The organism is Campylobacter bilis (assembly GCF_016806695.1).
Taxonomy (GTDB): Bacteria; Campylobacterota; Campylobacteria; order Campylobacterales; family Campylobacteraceae; genus Campylobacter_D; species Campylobacter_D bilis.
In genome coordinates this window covers 30,698-50,236 of the sequence record NZ_WUED01000012.1, presented here as the reverse complement: position 1 = coordinate 50,236, position 19,539 = coordinate 30,698, and the positions used below count along the sequence as shown (strand labels likewise).

Here is a 19,539-nt window from a genome sequence, read left to right as displayed (position 1 = left end):
CTAAAGGAGTAAAAAGCATATTGTGGTCCACTAATTTGTGCCATAGCACAAGAACTTAGTAAGGATATGGTAGCTAAGGATAGGGCTAGTTTTTTAGAATTTGGTTTTTTTGATTTTAAATTCTTTGAAGTTAAATTCTTTGATCTTAAATTATTTGTTTTTTTAAATCAGAGTATTTAGATTTTAAATACCCCCCCCCAGAGAGTATTGCAAGCTTTCATAAGTGTTCCTTTAAAGTAAGATAAAATATAAAAAATAATTATGTAATGATAAAATATATTGTTTTAAAAGGAGGTTAAGTTCTAAGATAAAACCAAAAACTGGATTGATTAAAAAAATGCTTAAGCTAAGCAATGGTGGAAGCGAGGGGAATTGAACCCCTGTCCAAAAATAAGCCCACAAAGACCTCTACATGCTTACAAAGATGAGATTTTTCACCTTGCTTTACTCATCTTTGAAAGCTTATAAGCAAGGCTAAGACTTTAATTTCACCCTAAGGCTTGTCAAGCATGAAGGCTACACTATCAAAATGACCGAAAATTAAGCTAGATAGTATGGCTTAAACTCGGGCTCAACTGAACTTACGCAGCTTTAGCGTAAGCAGGAGCGAATTTAACGTTGTTTGCGTTTAATTTTATTTAGGCTTTTTACGCTTTGCCTAAAGCGGCATGCCATCTAAGCTGACTTATTCTTGTCGAAACCAAGTCGCTCCCTTATTTAGAAATGATATTAGGAACATTAACAATTAAAGGATTAAAAACAGCTAAAACAGTATCATCATTTTCATAAGAAGAACAATACTTTTCAAACTGATCACTCATTAAAAGCATCCAGTCTGTAAATTCCTCACTTGCAGGGCCTTTGAAACGATCTGCTTGTATCATCATCTCCTCACAAAATACGCAAAAGTCCGTAACTTCCTCTAGATTTAAACGTCTTGCAGCCCAAGCGGTATTGTGTGCTAGAGTTTGTAGTTCTTTTATGGCTTGTTTATAGCGTGAACTATCGCTTGCAAGCTTGATGATTAAAGGTTCAAACCTATCGCACATAGTCCTGAAAAATTGCAAAAATTTCTCTATATCGTCTGCTTCATAATCTGATTCTAGTTTTGTTAAAATTCCCACTTTTAAACCCTAATCATTTAAAGTTTAATTTAAATTCTAGCAAATTTTAGCTAAAATCTTATTTTAATTTTCTAAAAACAAGTAAAGATATGGATAGAATAGTAGAAATAGAAAAATACGCCTTTGATGAAAGCTATGAAAATTCCCTAAGGCCTTTAAATTTCGATGATTATATAGGACAAGAAAATATCAAAAAAAATTTAAATATCTTCATAAAAGCGGCTAAAAAACGCAAAGAGTGTTTAGATCATATACTTTTTAGTGGGCCTGCAGGGCTTGGAAAAACTACGCTAGCAAATATTATTTCTTATGAAATGGGATCTAATATCAAAACCACTGCTGCACCCATGATAGAAAAAAGCGGGGATTTGGCCGCTATTTTGACCAATCTTACCGAAGGGGATGTGCTTTTCATAGATGAAATCCACCGTTTAAGCCCGACTATAGAAGAAGTGCTCTATCCTGCGATGGAAGATTATAGGCTTGATATCATCATAGGAAGCGGACCTGCGGCACAAACTATAAAAATTGATTTGCCAAAATTCACTCTCATTGGGGCTACAACACGCACTGGTATGCTAAGCAATCCTTTGCGAGATAGGTTTGGGATGCAATTTCGCCTTGAATTTTATAAGGATGAAGAACTTGCACTCATACTTCAAAAAGCGGCTTTAAAACTTCATAAAAACTGTGAAGAAAAAGCTGCACTAGAAATTGCTAAAAGATCGCGATCTACGCCTAGAATCGCGCTAAGGCTTTTAAAAAGAGTAAGGGATTTTGCTGATGTGAATGATGAAGCACTAATTACAGTGCAAAGAGCGCATGAGGCTTTAAATTCTTTGGGTGTTAATGAACTTGGCTTTGATGCTATGGATTTAAGATATCTTGAACTTTTAACCGCTGCTAAGCAAAGGCCTATAGGGCTTTCAAGCATAGCTGCAGCACTAAGTGAAGATGAAAATACTATAGAAGATGTTATAGAACCCTATTTGCTAGCTAATGGCTATATCAAACGTACAGCAAAAGGGCGTATAGCAAGTGAGAAAAGCTATAAGGTGCTAAAGCTAAATTATGAAAAAACTTTATTTGAGGAGTGAATTTTGCGAAATGGGAAATTTTTTATCATTAGCTTTATTTTAGTTGTTTTGTTTCTTTTGCTTTATCTTTTTAAGGGTTTTTTACTCGTTATTATCATTGCAAGCTTGATGGCAGTGGCTACTTCAAACATCCATGCTAAATTTTTAAAACTCACACAAAATCATCAATTCCTCGCTTGCATGCTTACAACCTCTTGTATGGTTTTGCTTTTTTTTGCACCCTTTGTTTATGCTATGATAGAACTTGCTAAAGCTCTTAAGAATTTTGATATTAATCTCATCACGCAAACTCTTGATTATGTGAAAAACTATCAATTTATCTTGCCTGAAAGCTTAAGCTTTTTGCAACCTAAAATCAAAGAAATCCTAGCTTCTATAGACTTAAATAGCATTTCTAAGCAAATTTTAAGTTATGCTTCAAGTTTCACTAAATCAGGGGCTAAATTCCTCGTAGATATGGTTTTAATTTGTATATTTTATTTTTTTGCGAATTTATATGGGACTGAACTCATTGTCTATCTTAAATCAATCATTCCCATTGAGAAAAAAGAACTTGATGATGTATTTAGCGAAGTAGGAAATGTAATGGCTGTGGTGCTCTACTCTATGGTGATCATTGCTATTTTTCAAGGGACTTTGTTTGCTTTGATTACTATGTTTTATGGGTATGATGGGATTTTAATGGGAGTGATTTTCTCACTAAGCTCACTCATACCTGCTATAGGAGGGGCTTTGGTGTACGTGCCTGTGAGTCTTTATGAATTTGCTTCGAATAATTTTAATGGTGCAATTGTGATTTTTATTTATTGTGTTGTTGTGATTTCATTTATCGCAGATACTTTAATCAAACCTTTAATCATCAAATGGATCAATAAAAAGCTGGTTAAAAGTCCGACTAAAATCAATGAATTGTTGATTTTCTTGGCTATGATAGCGGGGATTTCAAGCTTTGGTTTTTGGGGGATTATATTAGGGCCTGCGATTTTGACTTTTTTTGTGTCGACTTTAAAAATGTATATGATATTAAAAGAAAAGAATTTAATCTAAGCTTGCCCGAAGGCAAGCTTGATAAATTTAAGCTTTTGGGCCTATCATTTTGCTAGGATCGACAAAATTATCAAAATCTTCTTCTTTGACTAAGCCAAGCTCCATAGCACTTTGTTTTAAGGAAATGCCTTTTTTATGTGCATTTTTGGCCACTTTTGCAGCATTTTCATAACCTATATGCGGGTTTAGGGCTGTTACTAGCATTAAAGAATTATGAAGATTGTATTCTATTTTTTCGCGGTTTGGCTCTATTCCTAAAGCACAGTGGATATTAAAAGAATGCATACAATCAGCTAGCAAATCAAGGCTTTGTAAGAAATTATAAATAATCACAGGTTTAAAGACATTGAGTTCAAAATTACCCTGACTAGCGGCAAAACCGATAGTAGCGTCATTGCCCATAACCTGCACAGCTACCATAGTGATGGCTTCACATTGAGTAGGGTTTACCTTACCTGGCATAATGGAACTTCCAGGTTCATTTTCAGGGATGATAAGCTCTCCTAGTCCGCATCTAGGCCCTGAAGCAAGCCATCTTATATCATTGGCAATTTTCATTAAATTAGCTGCTAAGCCTTTCATAGCTCCATGGGTGAAATTGATCGCATCATGGCTGGTTAAAGCATGGAATTTATTTGGGCTTGAAAAAAATTGCGTGCCTAGAAGACGAGTTAATTCTTCGCTTACTTTTTGGCTAAGCTCAGGATGCGCATTAAGCCCTGTTCCTACAGCTGTACCCCCGATGGCTAATTCTCTTAGGCCTGGCAAAGAGGCTATGATTTGCTCTTTTGAGTGTAAAAGCATGGAAAGATAGCCACTAAATTCTTGGGCTAAAGTAAGAGGCGTAGCGTCTTGTAAATGAGTGCGGCCTATTTTGATAATACCTTGGAATGCTTTGACTTTGCTTTCAAAAGTAGCAATAAGCTCATCAAGACATGGAAGAAGCTTTTTTTCTACTTGTTCTACTGCGACAATGCTCATAACGGTTGGGAAAGTGTCATTAGAACTTTGACTCATGTTTACATGATCATTAGGATGGACTAATTTTTCTTTACGAAAATCTCCGCCCATGATTTCAGTGGCACGATTAGCTATAACTTCATTGACATTCATATTGCTTTGTGTGCCTGAACCTGTTTGCCAAACCACAAGGGGGAAATTATCATCTAATTTGCCCGCGATAATCTCATCACAGGCACGAACGATAGCATCTGTTTTGGCATCATCAAGCTTGCCTAGTTTGTTATTTACCAAAGCTAGGGATTTTTTAAGATTTGCAAAAGCATAGATTAAAACTTGTGGCATTTTTTCACAAGAGATTTTGAAATTTTCAAAACTTCTTTGAGTCTGCGCTCCCCAGTATTTGTCGTTTGGAACCCTAACTTCACCCATAGTGTCGTGTTCAATTCTGTATTGCATAAGCATTTCCTTTCTAGAAAAATTTAAGAATAAGCATTTAAACAAAAACTAGCATAAAGTTAGCTTATAAATTTATAAATGATTGATTTTAAATCATTCTACTGTTACGCTTTTGGCTAGATTTCTTGGCATGTCCACATCATTGCCCAATCTTATGGAAATTTCCATGGCCAAAAGTTGAGTGATCACCATCATTTCAAAAAACTCGCACATATAATGCTCTTGATCGTGGGTTAAAAGCAAATCATCACTTAAATCAAATTCCAAAGGCGAAATGCTAAGCACAGTAGAATCTCTAGCGATAAGCTCTTCGACATTGGATTTAGTTTTTTCATAAAGCATGTGTTTTGGCATCAAAGCTATAGTGTAAAGCTTAGAATCTGCTAAGGCTATAGGCCCATGCTTCATCTCTCCTGCGGGATAGCCTTCAGCATGTAAATAGGATAATTCTTTGAGTTTTAAAGCCCCTTCTAAAGCTAGAGGGTAAAACACATCCCTGCCTATGAAGAAAAAACCATGGCCGTCTAAATAGCGTTTGGATAAACGGTGGATTTTTTCATGTAAGGCCTGCTCGACTCTAACGCAATTTGGGGTATGTAAAAGGGCTTTGATTTCAGCACTGACATTAAAAGCTCTTTTTTGCGCTATGAAAATAGCAAGCATCCATAGCGTTAAAACCTGGGTGGCAAAAGCTTTAGTTGAAGCAACGCCCTTTTCAATCCCTGCACGCGTTAAAAGGCTTAAATGTGCTAAACGCACTATGCTAGAATTATCCACATTACAAAGCGCAAAAGTCCTAGCACCCTGCTCTTTTGCGATTTTTAAAGCCTCTAGGGTATCTGCTGTTTCTCCGCTTTGAGAAATAACTATAAATAAAGAATGGGGCTTGATAATGGCTTGTTTATAGCGAAACTCGCTTGCAATTTCTACCTTGGCTTTGATTTTTGCAACCCTTTCAAACAAATAAGCACTAGCCATAGCAGCATGATAGCTTGTTCCACAAGCGCACAAAGTGATCTCATCAACAAGGCTTAAATCTTCGTTTTCAAGCTCATCAAAAACCACTTCTTCACCTTGAATACGTCCCATTAAAACCTCACTCATAACGCGGCTTTGCTCATAAATTTCTTTTTCCATGAAAAAGCGAAAACCGTCTTTTTGTGCATAGGCTTTATCGCCTGAAAGTTTAGAAAAACTAAGAGGTTTTAAAATATCATTTTCATAAAGGACTAATTCATCTTTACCAATATACCCTAAGCTTAAATCTTCAAGATATGCTACCTCATCGCAATTGCCTATTAGAGGTGCATCGCCTGAAGATACATACCATTCTTTTTTAGCATTTTTTCCTATAATCAAAGGGGCAGAATTTTTTGAAAAATAAACACGATTAGGATCTTTTTTCGTAAGCAAAAGGGTTGAGAAAGCTCCACGCAAGTGCTTAATAGTCTCTTTCCAAGCCTGAAAAACTTCCATTTGTCCGGCATAAAATTCAAAAAGCTTAACAAGCACCTCTGTATCAGTCTGGCTTAAAAAACTAATGCCTTGTTTTTCAAGCTTGTCTTTAAGCTCTTTATAATTTTCTATAATTCCATTGTGTATGACGCAAGAATACTCTCCTAAATGAGGATGGGCATTGATCTCTGTGGGTTTTCCATGGGTTGCCCATCTGGTGTGTCCTATAGCAAAACCATAGCCTTCACTTGTAAAATCAGTGCATTTATTAGCTAGATTTTCAAGCTTGCCCACAGCCTTAAAAAAACTCAAATCTCCTTGTTTCATCACAGCCAATCCTGCACTATCATAACCGCGATATTCTAATTCTTTAAGCCCGCTTAAAATGATTTGTTTTTTTTCATTGTTTCCTATATAACCTACAATTCCACACATTTTTCACTCACTTATTAATAAATTGATTAAGCTTTGTTCTTTTTGCTCTAAATTTTCATTCTTTTGGAAAATGAAAATATTTCGCGTTCTTTGCCTTATGGTTTGGATTTTTGCCTCACACAATACAAGTTGAAGCTCATTAAAAACATTCATCAAATACGCCATTAAACCTTGCTGGTCTTTGGCATTAAGGCCTAATTTAGCATACATTTTAGAATAATTTAAGTCTAATTTTAACTCATCTTTTTTAATGATGGGCTTTTTGATTTTTTTCACATCAAAATGCGAAAGATTGGAATTTAAAAGCTCGCAAAGCTTTAATTTTTGCTCATTGCTAATGATATTATCATACTCAAATTTTAAATAAATTTTATTATCAAAAAGTTCAAAAAAATTCATAAAAATAAGATTTAAATTAGCCAAAGAACTCAAAACAATAGAGACATTAAAATTAAGAGGGGCAATGAGTTCTAAACTAAGATTTGTTTCATTGCTAAACCAAAATTTTAAATCATTTTCTTTAGCTAGTTTTGAAATCTTAATGATATCTTCAAAAGAATTTTTTATGATAAAAAGATTGGATTTTATATGTAGAATTTTATCTTGTAAAATAGCATCTTGCTCTAAGAAAGCCTTGCTTCTTTTAAGGGTTAATTCTTTTTTCACCCTTCTTGCACTTTCTTCAAGCACGTTTTCATCCTTAAAACCTTGCTTTGCATTTTCTAAAAGTTTATCTAAGGTTCTAAAATAAAAAGTATTGAAATTTAAAGCCTTAGCTTTTAGCCAAGTTAAAGTGTATAAAAGCTCTAAATTTTCTAAATTTTCTAATTTAGAAACTAAAGCGCTTATAATAACAGGATTATAAATGTCTTCTTTTTCTACAAGATCTTTTAAGGCATTGTTGTTTTTAAAGATTTTAAGCCCAAATTCTAAAATTTCGTTTTTCAAATGGAATTTAGAACAATACGCCCTATATATACTAGCTAAAGAAATATCATTTTCATTTTCTATAGCACTTAAAAGTATGATTAATTTTAAAATCATTTTTTGATCAGCATGGAGTTTTTTAAGAGAGGCTAATTTATCTTCATATTTTTCAAACTCCTTTAGCATTAAAAAAACTTGCTCATCAAAGCTATAATTTCCCTCCTCATCACTTAAAAAACGCACCGTCCAAAAAGGCTTGCACAATTGTTTTAAAACCCCACTATCAAGCAAAACTTTCAAAATACTAAAACTATGACGTTGATAAAAAATTTTCCCAAAAAGTGCAAGTGATTTTTCTACGTCTTTTTTATTGCATTTTAAATTTTTAAGGAAAAAAACCAAATAAAGATCGCATGATATCTTACCCTCTTCATCATCTAACCAAGCTTGAAAAAACTCAAAAAGGCTTTTAAATTGATATTCTTGCGGGGTAATGGCATGGATTTGATTTTGGATTTGTTTTACTAAAAAATGGGTGTAAAAACCTATAGTATGCATGCTTTGCAAGGCTTTTTGCACTAAGAGTTCTTTGGCTTTGAAATGTTTTTTAGATTTTTTATACATCAACTCGCTAAGCTCATTAATATGCACAAGCAAAAACTCATCTTCGTCTTTAGCACTTTGTAAATTCATGGCTGATTTTAAAGAGAGTAAAAAATCCCCCGCTAAACGCAATTGACTTAAATTTTTCTCATCTAGAAAATTTAAAGCATAATTTTTAGGCGAGTTTTTAAAAAGACTAAGCAAAGCCTCTAAAGCTCTTAAATGATTTAACCCTCCAAAATCTTTTTTGATATTAAATTCTTGTCTTATAAAAGGAAGGTCAAATTCTTTAAAATTGTCAAACAAAAGCTTGGCAAATTCATTTTTGTTTTCTTTCATGATGGTTTGAAATTTGGCTTTAATGTTTTTAAAAAAAGGCCTTGATCCACATATAAAACGCGTTTGTATTATGGAAGTTTTGAGTTTATTACTAGCATGATAAAGTCCATTGAATTCTAAAATCACAGAGTCTATATTTAAATGAACGTCATTTAAGATTTCAATAAAAACTTTAATAATAGGCTTTAAATGATAAGCTTTAATGTCTTTATAAACAAAAATCAAAGAAATAGTTTCATTAAAACAAAGGGTATGATTTGCATAAGCATCACTTGCTAGAATGCAAAAAGGAATGTGCTCACTTAGAGGTAAAAAATCCTCAAAATACTCATTAAGAACTATCTCATAAGCTTTTTTTATAAAATTATCCATATCTCTAGAATAATACGAACTAAAAGATCGCTGCTTAAGAAATAATTTCCTACAAGCTTGGTTATAAGAATGAAGGTTTTTTTTAAAAAGTTCTAATTCTTTATTTGACAAAATCTTAACTCTCTTTTTTTAATATTTACTCATAATCTTAACAAAAATATCTTTTATTTTGGCTTTGTCTATAAACTCTTTTTCAGTAAGCAAAAATTATAATGCTTTATTTAAAAATAACAAAAGCGAAGCAAATGAAAACTTTACTTATCAAACTTGAAAATGAAGAAAGATTAAGTCAAGAAGAAGCTCATGCTCTTTGGGATTTAGATCTTTTCACCTTAGGTAAATACGCTCATAAAAAACGTACAAAACTTCATGGAAAAAAGGTTTATTTTAATATCAATCGTCACATTAATCCTACTAATATTTGTGCTGATACTTGTAAATTCTGTGCTTTTTCAGCCCACCGCAAAAACCCTAATCCTTACTTCATGAGTCATGAACAAATTATGGAAATTGTTGATGAAACTGTAAAGCGTGGAACTAAAGAAGTGCATATAGTCTCTGCTCATAATAAAGACACAAGTTGGCAATGGTATTTAGAAATCTTTAAAATGATAAAAGACAAATATCCTCATATGCATGTTAAGGCCTTGACAGCTGCAGAAATTGACTTCTTACACCGTCGTTTTAACATGAGTTATGAAGAAGTGATAGAAAAAATGCTTGAATATGGGGTTGATTCCATGCCTGGTGGAGGTGCTGAAATCTTTGATGAACAAATACGTAAAAAAATTTGCCATGGAAAAGTAAGCAGCCAAAATTGGCTTAAAATCCATAAGCTTTGGCATGAAAAGGGCAAACAAAGTAATGCCACCATGCTTTTTGGCCATATAGAACAAAGATCTCATAGAATTGATCACATGCTAAGACTGCGCGATTTACAAGATCAAACAGGGGGTTTTAATGCCTTTATCCCTTTAGTTTGGCAAAAAGATAATAGCTTCATACAAACTGATCAAATCACAGATAGCGAAGAAATTCTAAAAACTATTGCTATTGCGCGTTTGGTTTTAGATAATATCAAAAATATTAAAGCCTACTGGGCTACTATGACTTTGAATTTAGCTATGGTAGCACAAGAATTTGGTGCTAATGATCTTGATGGCACTATAGAAAAAGAAAGCATACAAAGTGCTGGTGGGGCAAAATCCTCTCAAGGGACTCATTTAAAAACTTTTGTTGATATGATAAAAAGTTCAAATTTCATTCCTATAGAACGCGATAGTCTTTATAATGAACTTAAAACCTATTAAGGAGAATAAATGGATATTTTTAAACTTAAAGAAAATAAAACAAATTTTAAAACCGAAATTATAGCAGGACTTACTACTTTTTTGGCTATGGTTTACATCATTCCTGTAAATTCTAGCATAGTAAGCAATACAGGCATGCCTATAGAAGCCTTAATCACCGCAACAGCTTTAATCACCATCATTGCAAGTGCTTTTAATGCCTTTTTTACCAATACTCCAGTGGCTATGAGTGTAGGGATGGGGCTTAATGCTTATTTTACTTTCACAGTTTGTCTAAGACAAAATATCCCTTGGCAAAATGCTTTAGGGGCTGTTTTTATCTCAAGTATAATATTTTTTGTTCTTTCTTTTACCCGATTTCGTCTTTGGATCATTCAAAGCATACCCAAAGACTTGCGTCTTGCAATCTGTGCGGGCATAGGCTGTTTTATCGCCTTTTTAGGCCTAAGTCAAATGGGTGTGATAGCCTATAATAAAGATACCTTAGTTAGTATAGGGAATTTTAAAAGCCCTTCTGTACTTTTTGGGATTTTTACCCTGGCTTTAATTATCTTTTTTTGGGCTATAAAATTACGCGGGGCTTCTATTTTATGGGTATTAGCAAGCTCTATTGTGGCTTGGATTTTTCATTTAGATAATGCAAGCTTTCCTACACAGATCTTTTCTTTGCCCAATTTTGATACCCAAAAGGGTTTAGGAGTGATTTTTTTAAAACTTGATATTCAAAGTGCTTTAGAAATTAGCATGATTCCTATTATTTTAACCTTTTTCATCACTCAACTTTTTGATAGCATAGGAATCATTACAGAAGTAGGCGAAAGGGGAAAGATTTTTGATGATCCTAAAAATGATGAAAAAAAACTAGGCAAAACCCTAATGGCAGATGCAACAGGAACAGCCTTAGGTGCCTTAACAGGAACCTCTACAGTAACAGCCTTTGTTGGAAAGCACCACAGGAGTTGAAAGCGGGGGAAGAACGGGGGCTTACAGCTCTAGTTGTTGCTGTTTGCTTTGCTTTTACACTTTTTTTATTACCTCTTTTTAAAGCTATCCCAGCAAATGCCATTTATCCTGTGCTTACAATGGTAGGAATTTTAATGTTTATGGAAGTAAAAAATATAGATTTTAAAGACTATGCTATAGCAGTAGCTAGCTTTTTTACTATTATCATGATGCCTTTTACTTATTCTATTACCACAGGCTTTGCATTTGGTTTTCTTTCTTATTTATTAGTAAGAATTTTTAAGCGCAAGTGGGATAAAATCAATATTGGAATTATAGTTTTAAGTTTCATTTCTTTAGGCAATTTTTTGCTTATTGCACTACAATGAATTCTAAGGAAAAACAATGATTTTTTATTCTTATGATGAATTTAAAGAAGATGTTAAAATCCTAGCTAAACAAATCAATAAAGACTTCAAGCCAGAAGTACTCTTAGCTATAGCAAGGGGAGGAATGAGTCTAGGGCATTCTTTAGCTGTTACTTTAAAAATACGCCAACTTTTCAGTCTTAATTCTATCCATTATGATCACACTCAAAAACGCGATACAGTAGAGATTTTCAACATCCCTGATCTAAGCAAATATAAAAAAATCTTACTTATTGACGATATTGTAGATAGTGGAGAAAGTTTGGCTGAGATTAAAAAAGTTTTGCTTGAAAAATTCCCTCATATAGAATTAAAGATTGCAACCCTTTTTTACAAAAAAAACGCTCTTTTGCAGCCAGAATTTAAGCTTAGAGAAGCCACAGCATGGGTGGATTTTTACTGGGATATAAGTATTGATTAGAATATGCTATAATAATATTTTTAATTGTTAGGAGTTTTTGTTTGAAATTAAATTTTATATCTTTTATCTTGCTTTTTTCTATGGTTTTTTCTTTTGCTAAAGAACCAAGTTTAAATGATTTTGAACAAGAGTATAAAAGCTATGAAGTCAATGATCCCCTTTTAAATTACAACAAAGCCATGACTAATTTCAATGTAGCTTTATATGATTATGGTTTGCGCCCTATACTCAAAGGCTACAATGCTATCACCCCTGAATTCATCCGCATAGGAGTGAGGAATTTCTTTGATAATTTATTTTCACCTTTGCGTTTTTTAAGCAATGTTTTGCAATTTAAATTTCAAGAAGCAGGAGAAGAATTTAAAAGATTTAGTGCTAATACCATCATGGGTTTTGGAGGATTGATGGATTTAGCATCAAAAATGGGGCTTAAAAAACATCCTGCAGATTTAGGCACTGTTTTGGCTCATTGGGGCGTAGGAAGTGGCTTTCATATTGTTTTACCCGTGCTTGGGCCTAGCAATTTAAGAGATGCTCTTACCTTACCTACTACTTGGTATGCTAATCCTGCTGCATATATCAATCCTACTTGGAAAAATATAGCTATAAACACTTATGGTTTTGGAAATGAATTTAGCTTTAAGCTAAATGAAATCGATGAAGTTTATCACAACACACCAAATTTATATCCATTTTTGCGTGATGCTTATGAACAAAGACGCAATGAACTTAGCAAATAAGGAAATAAAATGAAAAAAATATTTTTAATCTTGACTTTATTTTTAAATGCTTTAGCCCTACCCTTAAATGAGATCGCTACTACCATGCAAACAAATATTGATAAAAGTTTAAAACTTTTACAAAATAATAAAGAAGACAAAAAACAAGCCGCTGATGAAATTTTTAAACTTTTTAATAATATTATTGATTATAAACTAATGGCACAACTTAGCCTTTCTCAAAATTATTCTAAATTAAGCCCAGAAGAACAAGAAAAATTCACCTTAGCTTTTGAGTCAAGTCTTAAAAAAAGCTTCACTGATAAACTCAATTTATATAAAGATCAGATTTTAAAAGTTAAAAACGGTGAATTAAAAAATGAAAAACGCTATTTTTTAACAACTTCTATGATAGTACAAGGAGAAGAAAAAAATATTATCTTTAAATTTTATAACAATAATAACAACTGGCTTATTTATGATGTAGATGTTTTAGGGGTTAGCATAGTGCAAACTTACAGATCACAATTTGGAGATATTTTAGCAAATCAAGGCTTTGACTCTTTGCTTGAAAAACTTGAAAATATAGTTATAGAATAATGTTTGCAAGATTTTTAAAATTTTTTATTTATCATCCAAAAAGTACTTTTTTTGGAACTTTGTTTATTTGCTTATTTTTAAGCTTTTTCGCTTTTAAACTCAATGTTGATGCAAGTGCTGAAAGTCTACTCTTAGAAGATGATACGGATTTAAAAACTTTTAGAGAAATTTCAAAACATTATAAAAGCGATAATTTTTTGCTTTTGTCTTTTAAACCCCATGATGGAAAACCTTTTTCAAATCAAAACCTTGCTAAACTTACAAAGCTTCATGAAGAATTAGAAAAAGCTCCTTTGGTAGAACGCGTTTTTAGCATTATTAACGCTCCCTTGCTTCAAAGCTCACAAAACACAGATTTAAAAGAACTTTTAAAAAATATTCCTGATATAAACAGTAAAGATATCAATCACACTAAAGCTAAAAATGAAATCTTAAACAGTCCTTTTTATAAAAACAATATCATCTCTAAAGATGGCAAAGTCATTGGATTTATTATTTATTTAAAACCCGATGAAATTTATAATGAACTCATAGAAAAACGCGATCTTAGCAAGGATGAAAAAGAAAAAAATCAAATCCGCCTTGCTATAAAAGAACATCAAAATCAACAAAAAATCATTGCAAAACAAAGCCTAGATACCATTAAAAGTATCATGAAAAAATACGAAAAAAATGGCGATTCGCTTTCTCTTGGCGGAGTGATGATGATAGCTGATGATATGATAGCTTATATAAAATCTGATCTTAAGCTTTATGGGGTTTTGCTTGTATTTTTACTAGGACTTGCTCTTTATTATTTTTTCCGATCGTGGCTTTTGGTTTTTTTACCCCTTTTTATTTGCTTTATCAGTTTAAGTGCAGCAAGTGGAATTTTCGCACTTTTAAATTTCCAAATCACTGTAATCTCATCTAATTATGTTGCTTTGGTTTTAATTATTGCTTTAAGCATCGTTGTACATTTAATCACACATTTTATAGAAACAAGCCAACGCTATCCTAAAGCTGCTATTGGACGCATAGTGCTTGCAAGCTTACTTGCAAAAGCTAAGCCTAGTCTTTATGCCATTGTTACTACTATGATAGGATTTTTATCTTTAATACTTTCAAATATCGAACCTATCATCAAGCTTGGCATTATGATGAGTATAGGCATAGTTTTAGCGCTTGTTTTAAGTTATTTGTTTTTAGCTAGCACCTTAGTTCTTTTAAAAACTAGAAAGTTCCAAAAAAAAGAATTTAAATTCAATTTTTTAATGTTTTGTGCTAAAACCAGTCTTAATCCTAAAAAACGCCGCATTATTTATGGCATTTGCGTTCTTGCAATCTTTTTAGCTTTATTAGGGATTTCAAAACTTAGGGTGGAAAATTCTTTTGTTAATTATTTCAAAGAAGGAAGCGAGATTAAAAAAGGACTTTTAGTTATTGATAAAAACCTAGGAGGAACTTTGCCTTTAGAAGTTATCATACGCTTTAGCAATAATAAAAACAATCAAAACACAAAAGATGCATTAGAAAGCTTTGAAAGCGAATTTGATAATTTAGCCCAACAAGATACTTATTGGTTTGATTCTAAAAAAATACGCATAGCTAAAAAAGTTCATGAATTTTTAGAAAATCAAGAATTTGTAGGATCGGTTTTAAGCTTAAATAGTCTTTTAGCTTTAGGGAAAAATATCAATAATGGCAAGGATTTAGATGATTTTACCCTTGCTTTTCTTAATGAAAATTTACCTGCTAAATTCAAACAAGATTTACTTTCGCCTTTTGTCAATATACAAAACAATGAGTTACGATTTAGCATGCGTATTATTGACTCAGATCCTAATTTAAAGCGCAATGATTTTCTTATAAAACTAAAAAAAGGACTCCAAGAACTTGTGAAAAATGATGGGGTTCAAACCCAAGTTACAGGCATCATGGTACTTTATAATAATATGCTTCAAAGTCTTTTTGCATCGCAATTTGATACTCTTGCTTTTGTGATTTTAGCCATTTTTATACTTTTTATCATTGTTTTTAAAGATTTAAAATTTTCAATTGCTGCCATTTTGGTTAATGTTATTCCTTTAAGCGTAGTTTTTGCTCTTATGGGGCTTTGCGACATTCCTCTTGATATGATGAGTATTACAATAGCTGCTATAGCCATAGGCATAGGAGTAGATGATGCTATACATTATATCTATCGCTTTAAAGAAGAAATTAAAAGCAAAAGCATACAACAAGCCATTATCAATTCTCACCTTAGCATAGGATCAGCACTTTATTACACAACAATAAGCATAGTTTTAGGTTTTAGTGTGATGATGAGTAGCAATTTTATCCCTACGATTTATTTTGGGATTTTAACTGTTTTTGTGATGGTTTTGCTTTTAGGCGGAAGTTTATTTTTACTCCCAAGCTTTTTAATTACTATTTATTCTAAACAAAAGCAATGCACAAAAAATACCTGAAAAACAACACGCTTTAAAATCTTGTATTATTTTGCTTTTTTAAAACTTTTAAAAGAATTTTTGCAAGCTTTAAAGCCTTAAAACGATGAGAAATATTATTTTTCTGCTCTGTGCTTAACTGCGCTAAAGTTTCATTAAAACCCTTTGGGATAAAAATTGCATCATAGCCAAAACCGTTTTGACCTCTTTGGGTATTAATTACATGTCCATGCATAGTGCCATGCATACTTAATTCTCCCATCAAACCCACTAAAGCTATGGCTGCTACATAATGTGCTTTGCTTTGCTTATAGCCTTTTTTTGCCATTTCTTCAATAAGCTTATTACGATTACTTTGATCATCGCCTTTAATACTAAAGCGTGCCGAATAAATCCCTGGCTTTAATCCTAAAACATCCACGCAAATACCACTATCATCACTTAATACAATGAAATCTTTTTTTTGATCTTGACTTAAAGCGTTAAAAACAGCTCTTGCCTTAATCAAAGCATTTTCTTTAAAACTATTGCCCTTCTCTTCGATTTCAAAAGGCCTTAAAACCTCATCAAAAGCATAAATTTCAAAATCTTTTAAAATGCTTTTTATTTCTTCAACCTTATGCTTATTGCTCGTAGCTAAAATGATTTTCATTGATAAAACCTCAAAATCCTATTTTAGAATAAAATATAATTTTATAAAATTTATGCTTGCACCTAGCTTTTAGATCCTTAAAGGAGTTTTTACATTAATCAACACTTAATGCATTTCATAGTAAAATTATCTTAACTTTATAATTTCAAATTTAATAGGAAATTGATAATGCTAAATCAAGTATTACCCTTATCTTTCATAGTTGGAACAAGATTCTTTGGACTTTTTATTGTTTTGCCTGTTTTAAGCCTTTATGCTTTGCAACTTAAAGATGCTAACGATTTTTTAGTAGGATTTTTAGTGGGTATTTATGCTTTAACTCAAATGATTTTACAAATGCCTTTTGGAATTTTAAGTGATAAAATCGGACGCAAAAAAACCATGCTTATAGGACTTATTATTTTTATAATAGGATCTTTAGTATGTTCTTTTGCTAATAATATTTATACCATGCTTTTAGGAAGAATGCTTCAAGGTGCAGGAGCCATAGGTGCTGTAGCTACAGCAATGATAAGCGATTTTATTACAGAAGAAAATCGCGGCAAAGCCATGGCTATAATGGGTTCTTTTATAGGGCTTAGCTTTGCAGCTTCTATGGTGATTTCACCTTTAATGAGTGCAAAATGGGGTTTATCTAGCCTTTTTGATCTCAGTGCGGCTTTGTCTTTTTTGTGCATTATCTTACTTTATACTGTCGTGCCTAAAGAAAATAAAATCACCCATGAAAACAAAAAAACGCCTTTTTTTCATTTTATTAAAGAGAAAAATTTAATCTTAATGAATCTTACTAATTTTATGCAAAAAATGCTTATGAGTATAGCGTTTTTAAGCATTCCTATTCTTTTGGTCACACATTTGGGCTTTGATGCAAATAAACTTTGGATTATTTATACTATTTCTATGATTGCAGGTTTTATTGCAATGGGTTTTGCTGGAAACTTGGGTGAAAAAAAAGGCTTAGCAAAACAAATTTTACTCTTAGGCATTGGGTTTTTTATACTTTCTTATATTTTATTTGCATTTTATAATTCTATAGAACTTTTTATTATAGCTATTATCATCTTTTTCATAGGGTTTAATCTACACGAACCCATCATGCAAAGCTGTGCTTCTAAATTTTGCAAGGTTCATGAAAAAGGTGCAGCCTTAGGACTTTTTAATGCCTTTGGATATGGCGGGAGTTTTGTAGGAGGCATGGTTGGTGGGATCTTTTTACACTTAGATGCTTTAAATATTTTAGCTATTGTTTTGGTTGTTTTGGCTATATTTTGGTTCATAGCTTTGTTTTTCTTAAAAAATCCCTCTGAATTTAAAAATCTCTATTTGCCTTTAGAAACACCTTTAAATTTCACAACTTTTAGCCAAAATTTAGGCATTATAGATATTTATAAAAATTCTAAAAATCTTGTCATTAAATTTGATAGTAAACTTACCAACAAAGAAGTATTGCAAAATCAATTGCAAAAAAATATCTAAATCTTCTATCTTAAAGCCATGGCTTGGATCATTACTTTTGCTTTACAATCTGCACAACAATAAAGCGTTTTAATCTTATTTTGATCATTGCCAAATTTAGGCTTCATTAAAGTTGCTATTTTTTCTATTGCTTTTTGGGTTGCAAATTCTTTACCACATTCTATACAAGCAAAAAGTTCATCCTTTGCTATTACTTGATATTCAAAATAAGCACGATTAAACTCCATTCCAGAACGCACAAGTTTTAAAGTATCTTTTTCAGCACAACTTGTCTCACAATAACCACAAGTTGTACACAATGAAGCATTAAATTTCAAAGCATTTTCTTTAGCATCAGCAATCAAAGCACCCACATTACAAGCACCCACGCAAGAAAGGCAAAGCGTACATGTATAAGGATTAATTTGTATTTTCCCATATCTTAACCATTCTCCACTTAGCATACTGCCAAAATCCTCATCTAAGATCATATGTTGCATTCTCTTGGCAAAATTTTCTCTAGTAGTTAAAGTATTATTATGAAAATCAAATTTTAAAGCTTTTATAAATTCTTGTTCTTTAAAAGCTTGTTCTAATTCTTTTTTATCTTTAGCCACAAAAACAGCCTTTTTTTGAAATTTCCTTTCAAAAAAGGTATTTAAAAGATCTATAGCTTCTTTGCTTCCTGATGATACAAAATCTGTATAAAAAATCACATTAGCTCCGCTATTTTGCAAAAGTGTTAAAAAATGCATAGCGCTAAGCCATTTTTCTCCCTCTATCATAAAAGGCAAAATATCTTTAGGTAAAAGAAGATTTAAATGTTCTAAAGACATTTTTTTAGGAATGATTAAAACTTTTTTATCCTTATAAAATTCACAAAGTCCAAAAAAACTCTCCTTTGGCAAGGGAGCATAATCAAGTGATCCACTAGGACAAACACTAACACATCCTCCACAGCCCAAACAATCAACTTGAGAAAACTCCAAATGCTTTTTTTCATCATCTTTTAAAATCGCCACCGTAGGACAAAGTTCAACGCACTTTGCACAATGTTCACTACGCCTTTGATGGTACTGACACACATTAAAATCATAAGTAATATAGGTTTTATAATGATAATTAGGGCTTTGACTTTGCAAAAATTGCAAACATTCTTCATAATTTTTAAAGTTAGCAAAATTATAACATCCACTTTGTCTTATAAAGTCCTTACGCAAGACACTTAGATCTTGGGTTTGAAAAAATAAAAAATCAAAATCAAGTTCTATTTCTTGATCTTGATTTTTCACTATAGCACAAAGCTCACCCACACTTCCAAAAACAGCTAAAATCTCCTCACTTTTTAAAGCAACAACCTTAAAATTATGCTTTTTTAAAAACTCTGCTAAGTCTTTATTAAGATCAACTAAAATAATGCGATTTTGTACCTTTTTACTCTGTTGTAAATCAAGCCCTAGGTCATAAACATGTGCTCTAGCTTCATAAAGCTTTAAGACATTTTTACTTTTTTCTAAAATTGTATCTTGAGAATTTTTAAGATAAAAATTAATCTCAGGGGCATAAATTTGTGCTTTTTGTTCTTTATCATTACAAATTAATACTCCTTTATCATTTGCCTTATCCAAAATCTCAATAGCATCTGGCAAAGGGATTAAAACATCATTTTTTATATAAACAAAATCCTGCATTATTTTCCTTAACTTCTTAAAACATTGTTTTATAAATTCTATGTTAAAATACCCAAATATTTTCTTAAGGCTTA

At 32.1% G+C, this 19,539-nt stretch carries 14 protein-coding genes, 1 other RNA gene and 1 pseudogene; 9 read left to right on the top strand and 7 right to left on the bottom strand.

Going from position 1 to position 19,539, the window contains the following annotated elements:
* Positions 1-354 precede the first annotated feature (354 nt).
* Together ssrA and GRQ01_RS06495 are read right to left on the bottom strand one after the other, a co-directional pair.
* Positions 355-713, bottom strand: a transfer-messenger RNA (tmRNA) gene (ssrA, locus tag GRQ01_RS06500).
* Positions 714-1,124, bottom strand: coding sequence for a histidine phosphotransferase (locus GRQ01_RS06495; protein WP_203121279.1), 411 nt, complete (start codon positions 1,122-1,124; stop codon positions 714-716). It lies immediately after the preceding tmRNA gene.
* Between the two features lie 89 nt (positions 1,125-1,213).
* Between GRQ01_RS06495 and ruvB the strand changes: the two genes are divergently transcribed.
* Entirely contained in the window at positions 1,214-2,221 is a 1,008-nt protein-coding gene (gene ruvB, locus GRQ01_RS06490) for a Holliday junction branch migration DNA helicase RuvB (protein ID WP_158334969.1), read from the top strand.
* A gap of 3 nt (positions 2,222-2,224) precedes the next feature.
* Positions 2,225-3,268, top strand: a complete 1,044-nt coding sequence (locus GRQ01_RS06485) for an AI-2E family transporter (protein ID WP_158334968.1) — start codon at positions 2,225-2,227, stop codon at positions 3,266-3,268.
* Positions 3,269-3,295: 27 nt separating this feature from the next.
* Here the strand turns inward: GRQ01_RS06485 and fumC are convergent, their stop codons facing one another.
* The 3 genes from fumC to GRQ01_RS06470 form a co-directional block, all read right to left on the bottom strand.
* Entirely contained in the window at positions 3,296-4,687 is a 1,392-nt protein-coding gene (fumC, locus tag GRQ01_RS06480) for a class II fumarate hydratase (RefSeq protein WP_158334967.1), read from the bottom strand.
* 93 nt (positions 4,688-4,780) lie between these two features.
* Positions 4,781-6,577, bottom strand: a complete 1,797-nt coding sequence (gene glmS / locus GRQ01_RS06475; protein WP_158334966.1) for a glutamine--fructose-6-phosphate transaminase (isomerizing) — start codon at positions 6,575-6,577, stop codon at positions 4,781-4,783.
* 3 nt (positions 6,578-6,580) lie between these two features.
* The gene (locus GRQ01_RS06470) at positions 6,581-8,929 is read right to left on the bottom strand and encodes a nucleotidyltransferase (protein ID WP_158334965.1); all 2,349 of its coding nucleotides are present in this window, start codon (positions 8,927-8,929) and stop codon (positions 6,581-6,583) included.
* A gap of 134 nt (positions 8,930-9,063) precedes the next feature.
* On the opposite strand from GRQ01_RS06470, the gene mqnE reads away from it, so the two are divergent.
* The 6 genes and pseudogenes from mqnE to GRQ01_RS06440 all read left to right on the top strand — a co-directional run bounded on the left by mqnE (position 9,064) and on the right by GRQ01_RS06440 (position 15,688).
* On the top strand, positions 9,064-10,128 hold the full coding sequence (gene mqnE, locus GRQ01_RS06465) for an aminofutalosine synthase MqnE (protein ID WP_158334964.1): 1,065 nt from the start codon (positions 9,064-9,066) through the stop codon (positions 10,126-10,128).
* Between the two features lie 9 nt (positions 10,129-10,137).
* Positions 10,138-11,459 (top strand): annotated as a pseudogene (locus GRQ01_RS06460) (NCS2 family permease).
* A 16-nt stretch (positions 11,460-11,475) separates the two neighbouring features.
* Entirely contained in the window at positions 11,476-11,919 is a 444-nt protein-coding gene (locus tag GRQ01_RS06455; protein ID WP_158334963.1) for a phosphoribosyltransferase, read from the top strand.
* Between the two features lie 41 nt (positions 11,920-11,960).
* Positions 11,961-12,659: an MlaA family lipoprotein gene (locus GRQ01_RS06450; RefSeq protein WP_158334962.1), complete on the top strand. Its 699-nt coding sequence runs from the start codon at positions 11,961-11,963 to the stop codon at positions 12,657-12,659.
* Between the two features lie 9 nt (positions 12,660-12,668).
* Positions 12,669-13,238: a Tgt2/MlaC family protein gene (locus tag GRQ01_RS06445; protein ID WP_158334961.1), complete on the top strand. Its 570-nt coding sequence runs from the start codon at positions 12,669-12,671 to the stop codon at positions 13,236-13,238.
* The gene (locus GRQ01_RS06440) at positions 13,238-15,688 is read left to right on the top strand and encodes an efflux RND transporter permease subunit (RefSeq protein ID WP_158334960.1); all 2,451 of its coding nucleotides are present in this window, start codon (positions 13,238-13,240) and stop codon (positions 15,686-15,688) included. Before GRQ01_RS06445 ends, GRQ01_RS06440 begins: the two co-directional genes overlap by 1 nt.
* Before the next feature lie 13 nt (positions 15,689-15,701).
* On the opposite strand, the gene rdgB is transcribed toward GRQ01_RS06440, so the two are convergent.
* A complete protein-coding gene (rdgB, locus tag GRQ01_RS06435) occupies positions 15,702-16,319 on the bottom strand; it encodes an RdgB/HAM1 family non-canonical purine NTP pyrophosphatase (protein ID WP_158334959.1) in 618 nt (205 codons plus the stop codon).
* Between the two features lie 168 nt (positions 16,320-16,487).
* Here rdgB and GRQ01_RS06430 point away from each other — a divergent pair, with 168 nt between their 5' ends.
* Positions 16,488-17,795: an MFS transporter gene (locus GRQ01_RS06430; protein ID WP_158334958.1), complete on the top strand. Its 1,308-nt coding sequence runs from the start codon at positions 16,488-16,490 to the stop codon at positions 17,793-17,795.
* Positions 17,796-17,800: 5 nt separating this feature from the next.
* Here GRQ01_RS06430 and GRQ01_RS06425 read toward each other — a convergent pair whose 3' ends face one another.
* The gene (locus GRQ01_RS06425) at positions 17,801-19,465 is read right to left on the bottom strand and encodes a 4Fe-4S dicluster domain-containing protein (protein WP_158334957.1); all 1,665 of its coding nucleotides are present in this window, start codon (positions 19,463-19,465) and stop codon (positions 17,801-17,803) included.
* Positions 19,466-19,539 lie beyond the last annotated feature (74 nt).

Excerpts from the sequence above, each read along its gene's own strand:
- fumC (WP_158334967.1), bottom strand. The coding sequence starts at position 4,687 with ATGCAATACAGAATTGAACACGACACTATGGGTGAAGTTAGGGTTCCA.
- GRQ01_RS06455 (WP_158334963.1), top strand. The coding sequence starts at position 11,476 with ATGATTTTTTATTCTTATGATGAATTTAAAGAAGATGTTAAAATCCTA.
- GRQ01_RS06430 (WP_158334958.1), top strand. The coding sequence starts at position 16,488 with ATGCTAAATCAAGTATTACCCTTATCTTTCATAGTTGGAACAAGATTC.
- ruvB (WP_158334969.1), top strand. The coding sequence starts at position 1,214 with ATGGATAGAATAGTAGAAATAGAAAAATACGCCTTTGATGAAAGCTAT.
- glmS (WP_158334966.1), bottom strand. The coding sequence starts at position 6,577 with ATGTGTGGAATTGTAGGTTATATAGGAAACAATGAAAAAAAACAAATC.
- GRQ01_RS06445 (WP_158334961.1), top strand. The coding sequence starts at position 12,669 with ATGAAAAAAATATTTTTAATCTTGACTTTATTTTTAAATGCTTTAGCC.
- rdgB (WP_158334959.1), bottom strand. The coding sequence starts at position 16,319 with ATGAAAATCATTTTAGCTACGAGCAATAAGCATAAGGTTGAAGAAATA.
- mqnE (WP_158334964.1), top strand. The coding sequence starts at position 9,064 with ATGAAAACTTTACTTATCAAACTTGAAAATGAAGAAAGATTAAGTCAA.
- GRQ01_RS06425 (WP_158334957.1), bottom strand. The coding sequence starts at position 19,465 with ATGCAGGATTTTGTTTATATAAAAAATGATGTTTTAATCCCTTTGCCA.
- GRQ01_RS06440 (WP_158334960.1), top strand. The coding sequence starts at position 13,238 with ATGTTTGCAAGATTTTTAAAATTTTTTATTTATCATCCAAAAAGTACT.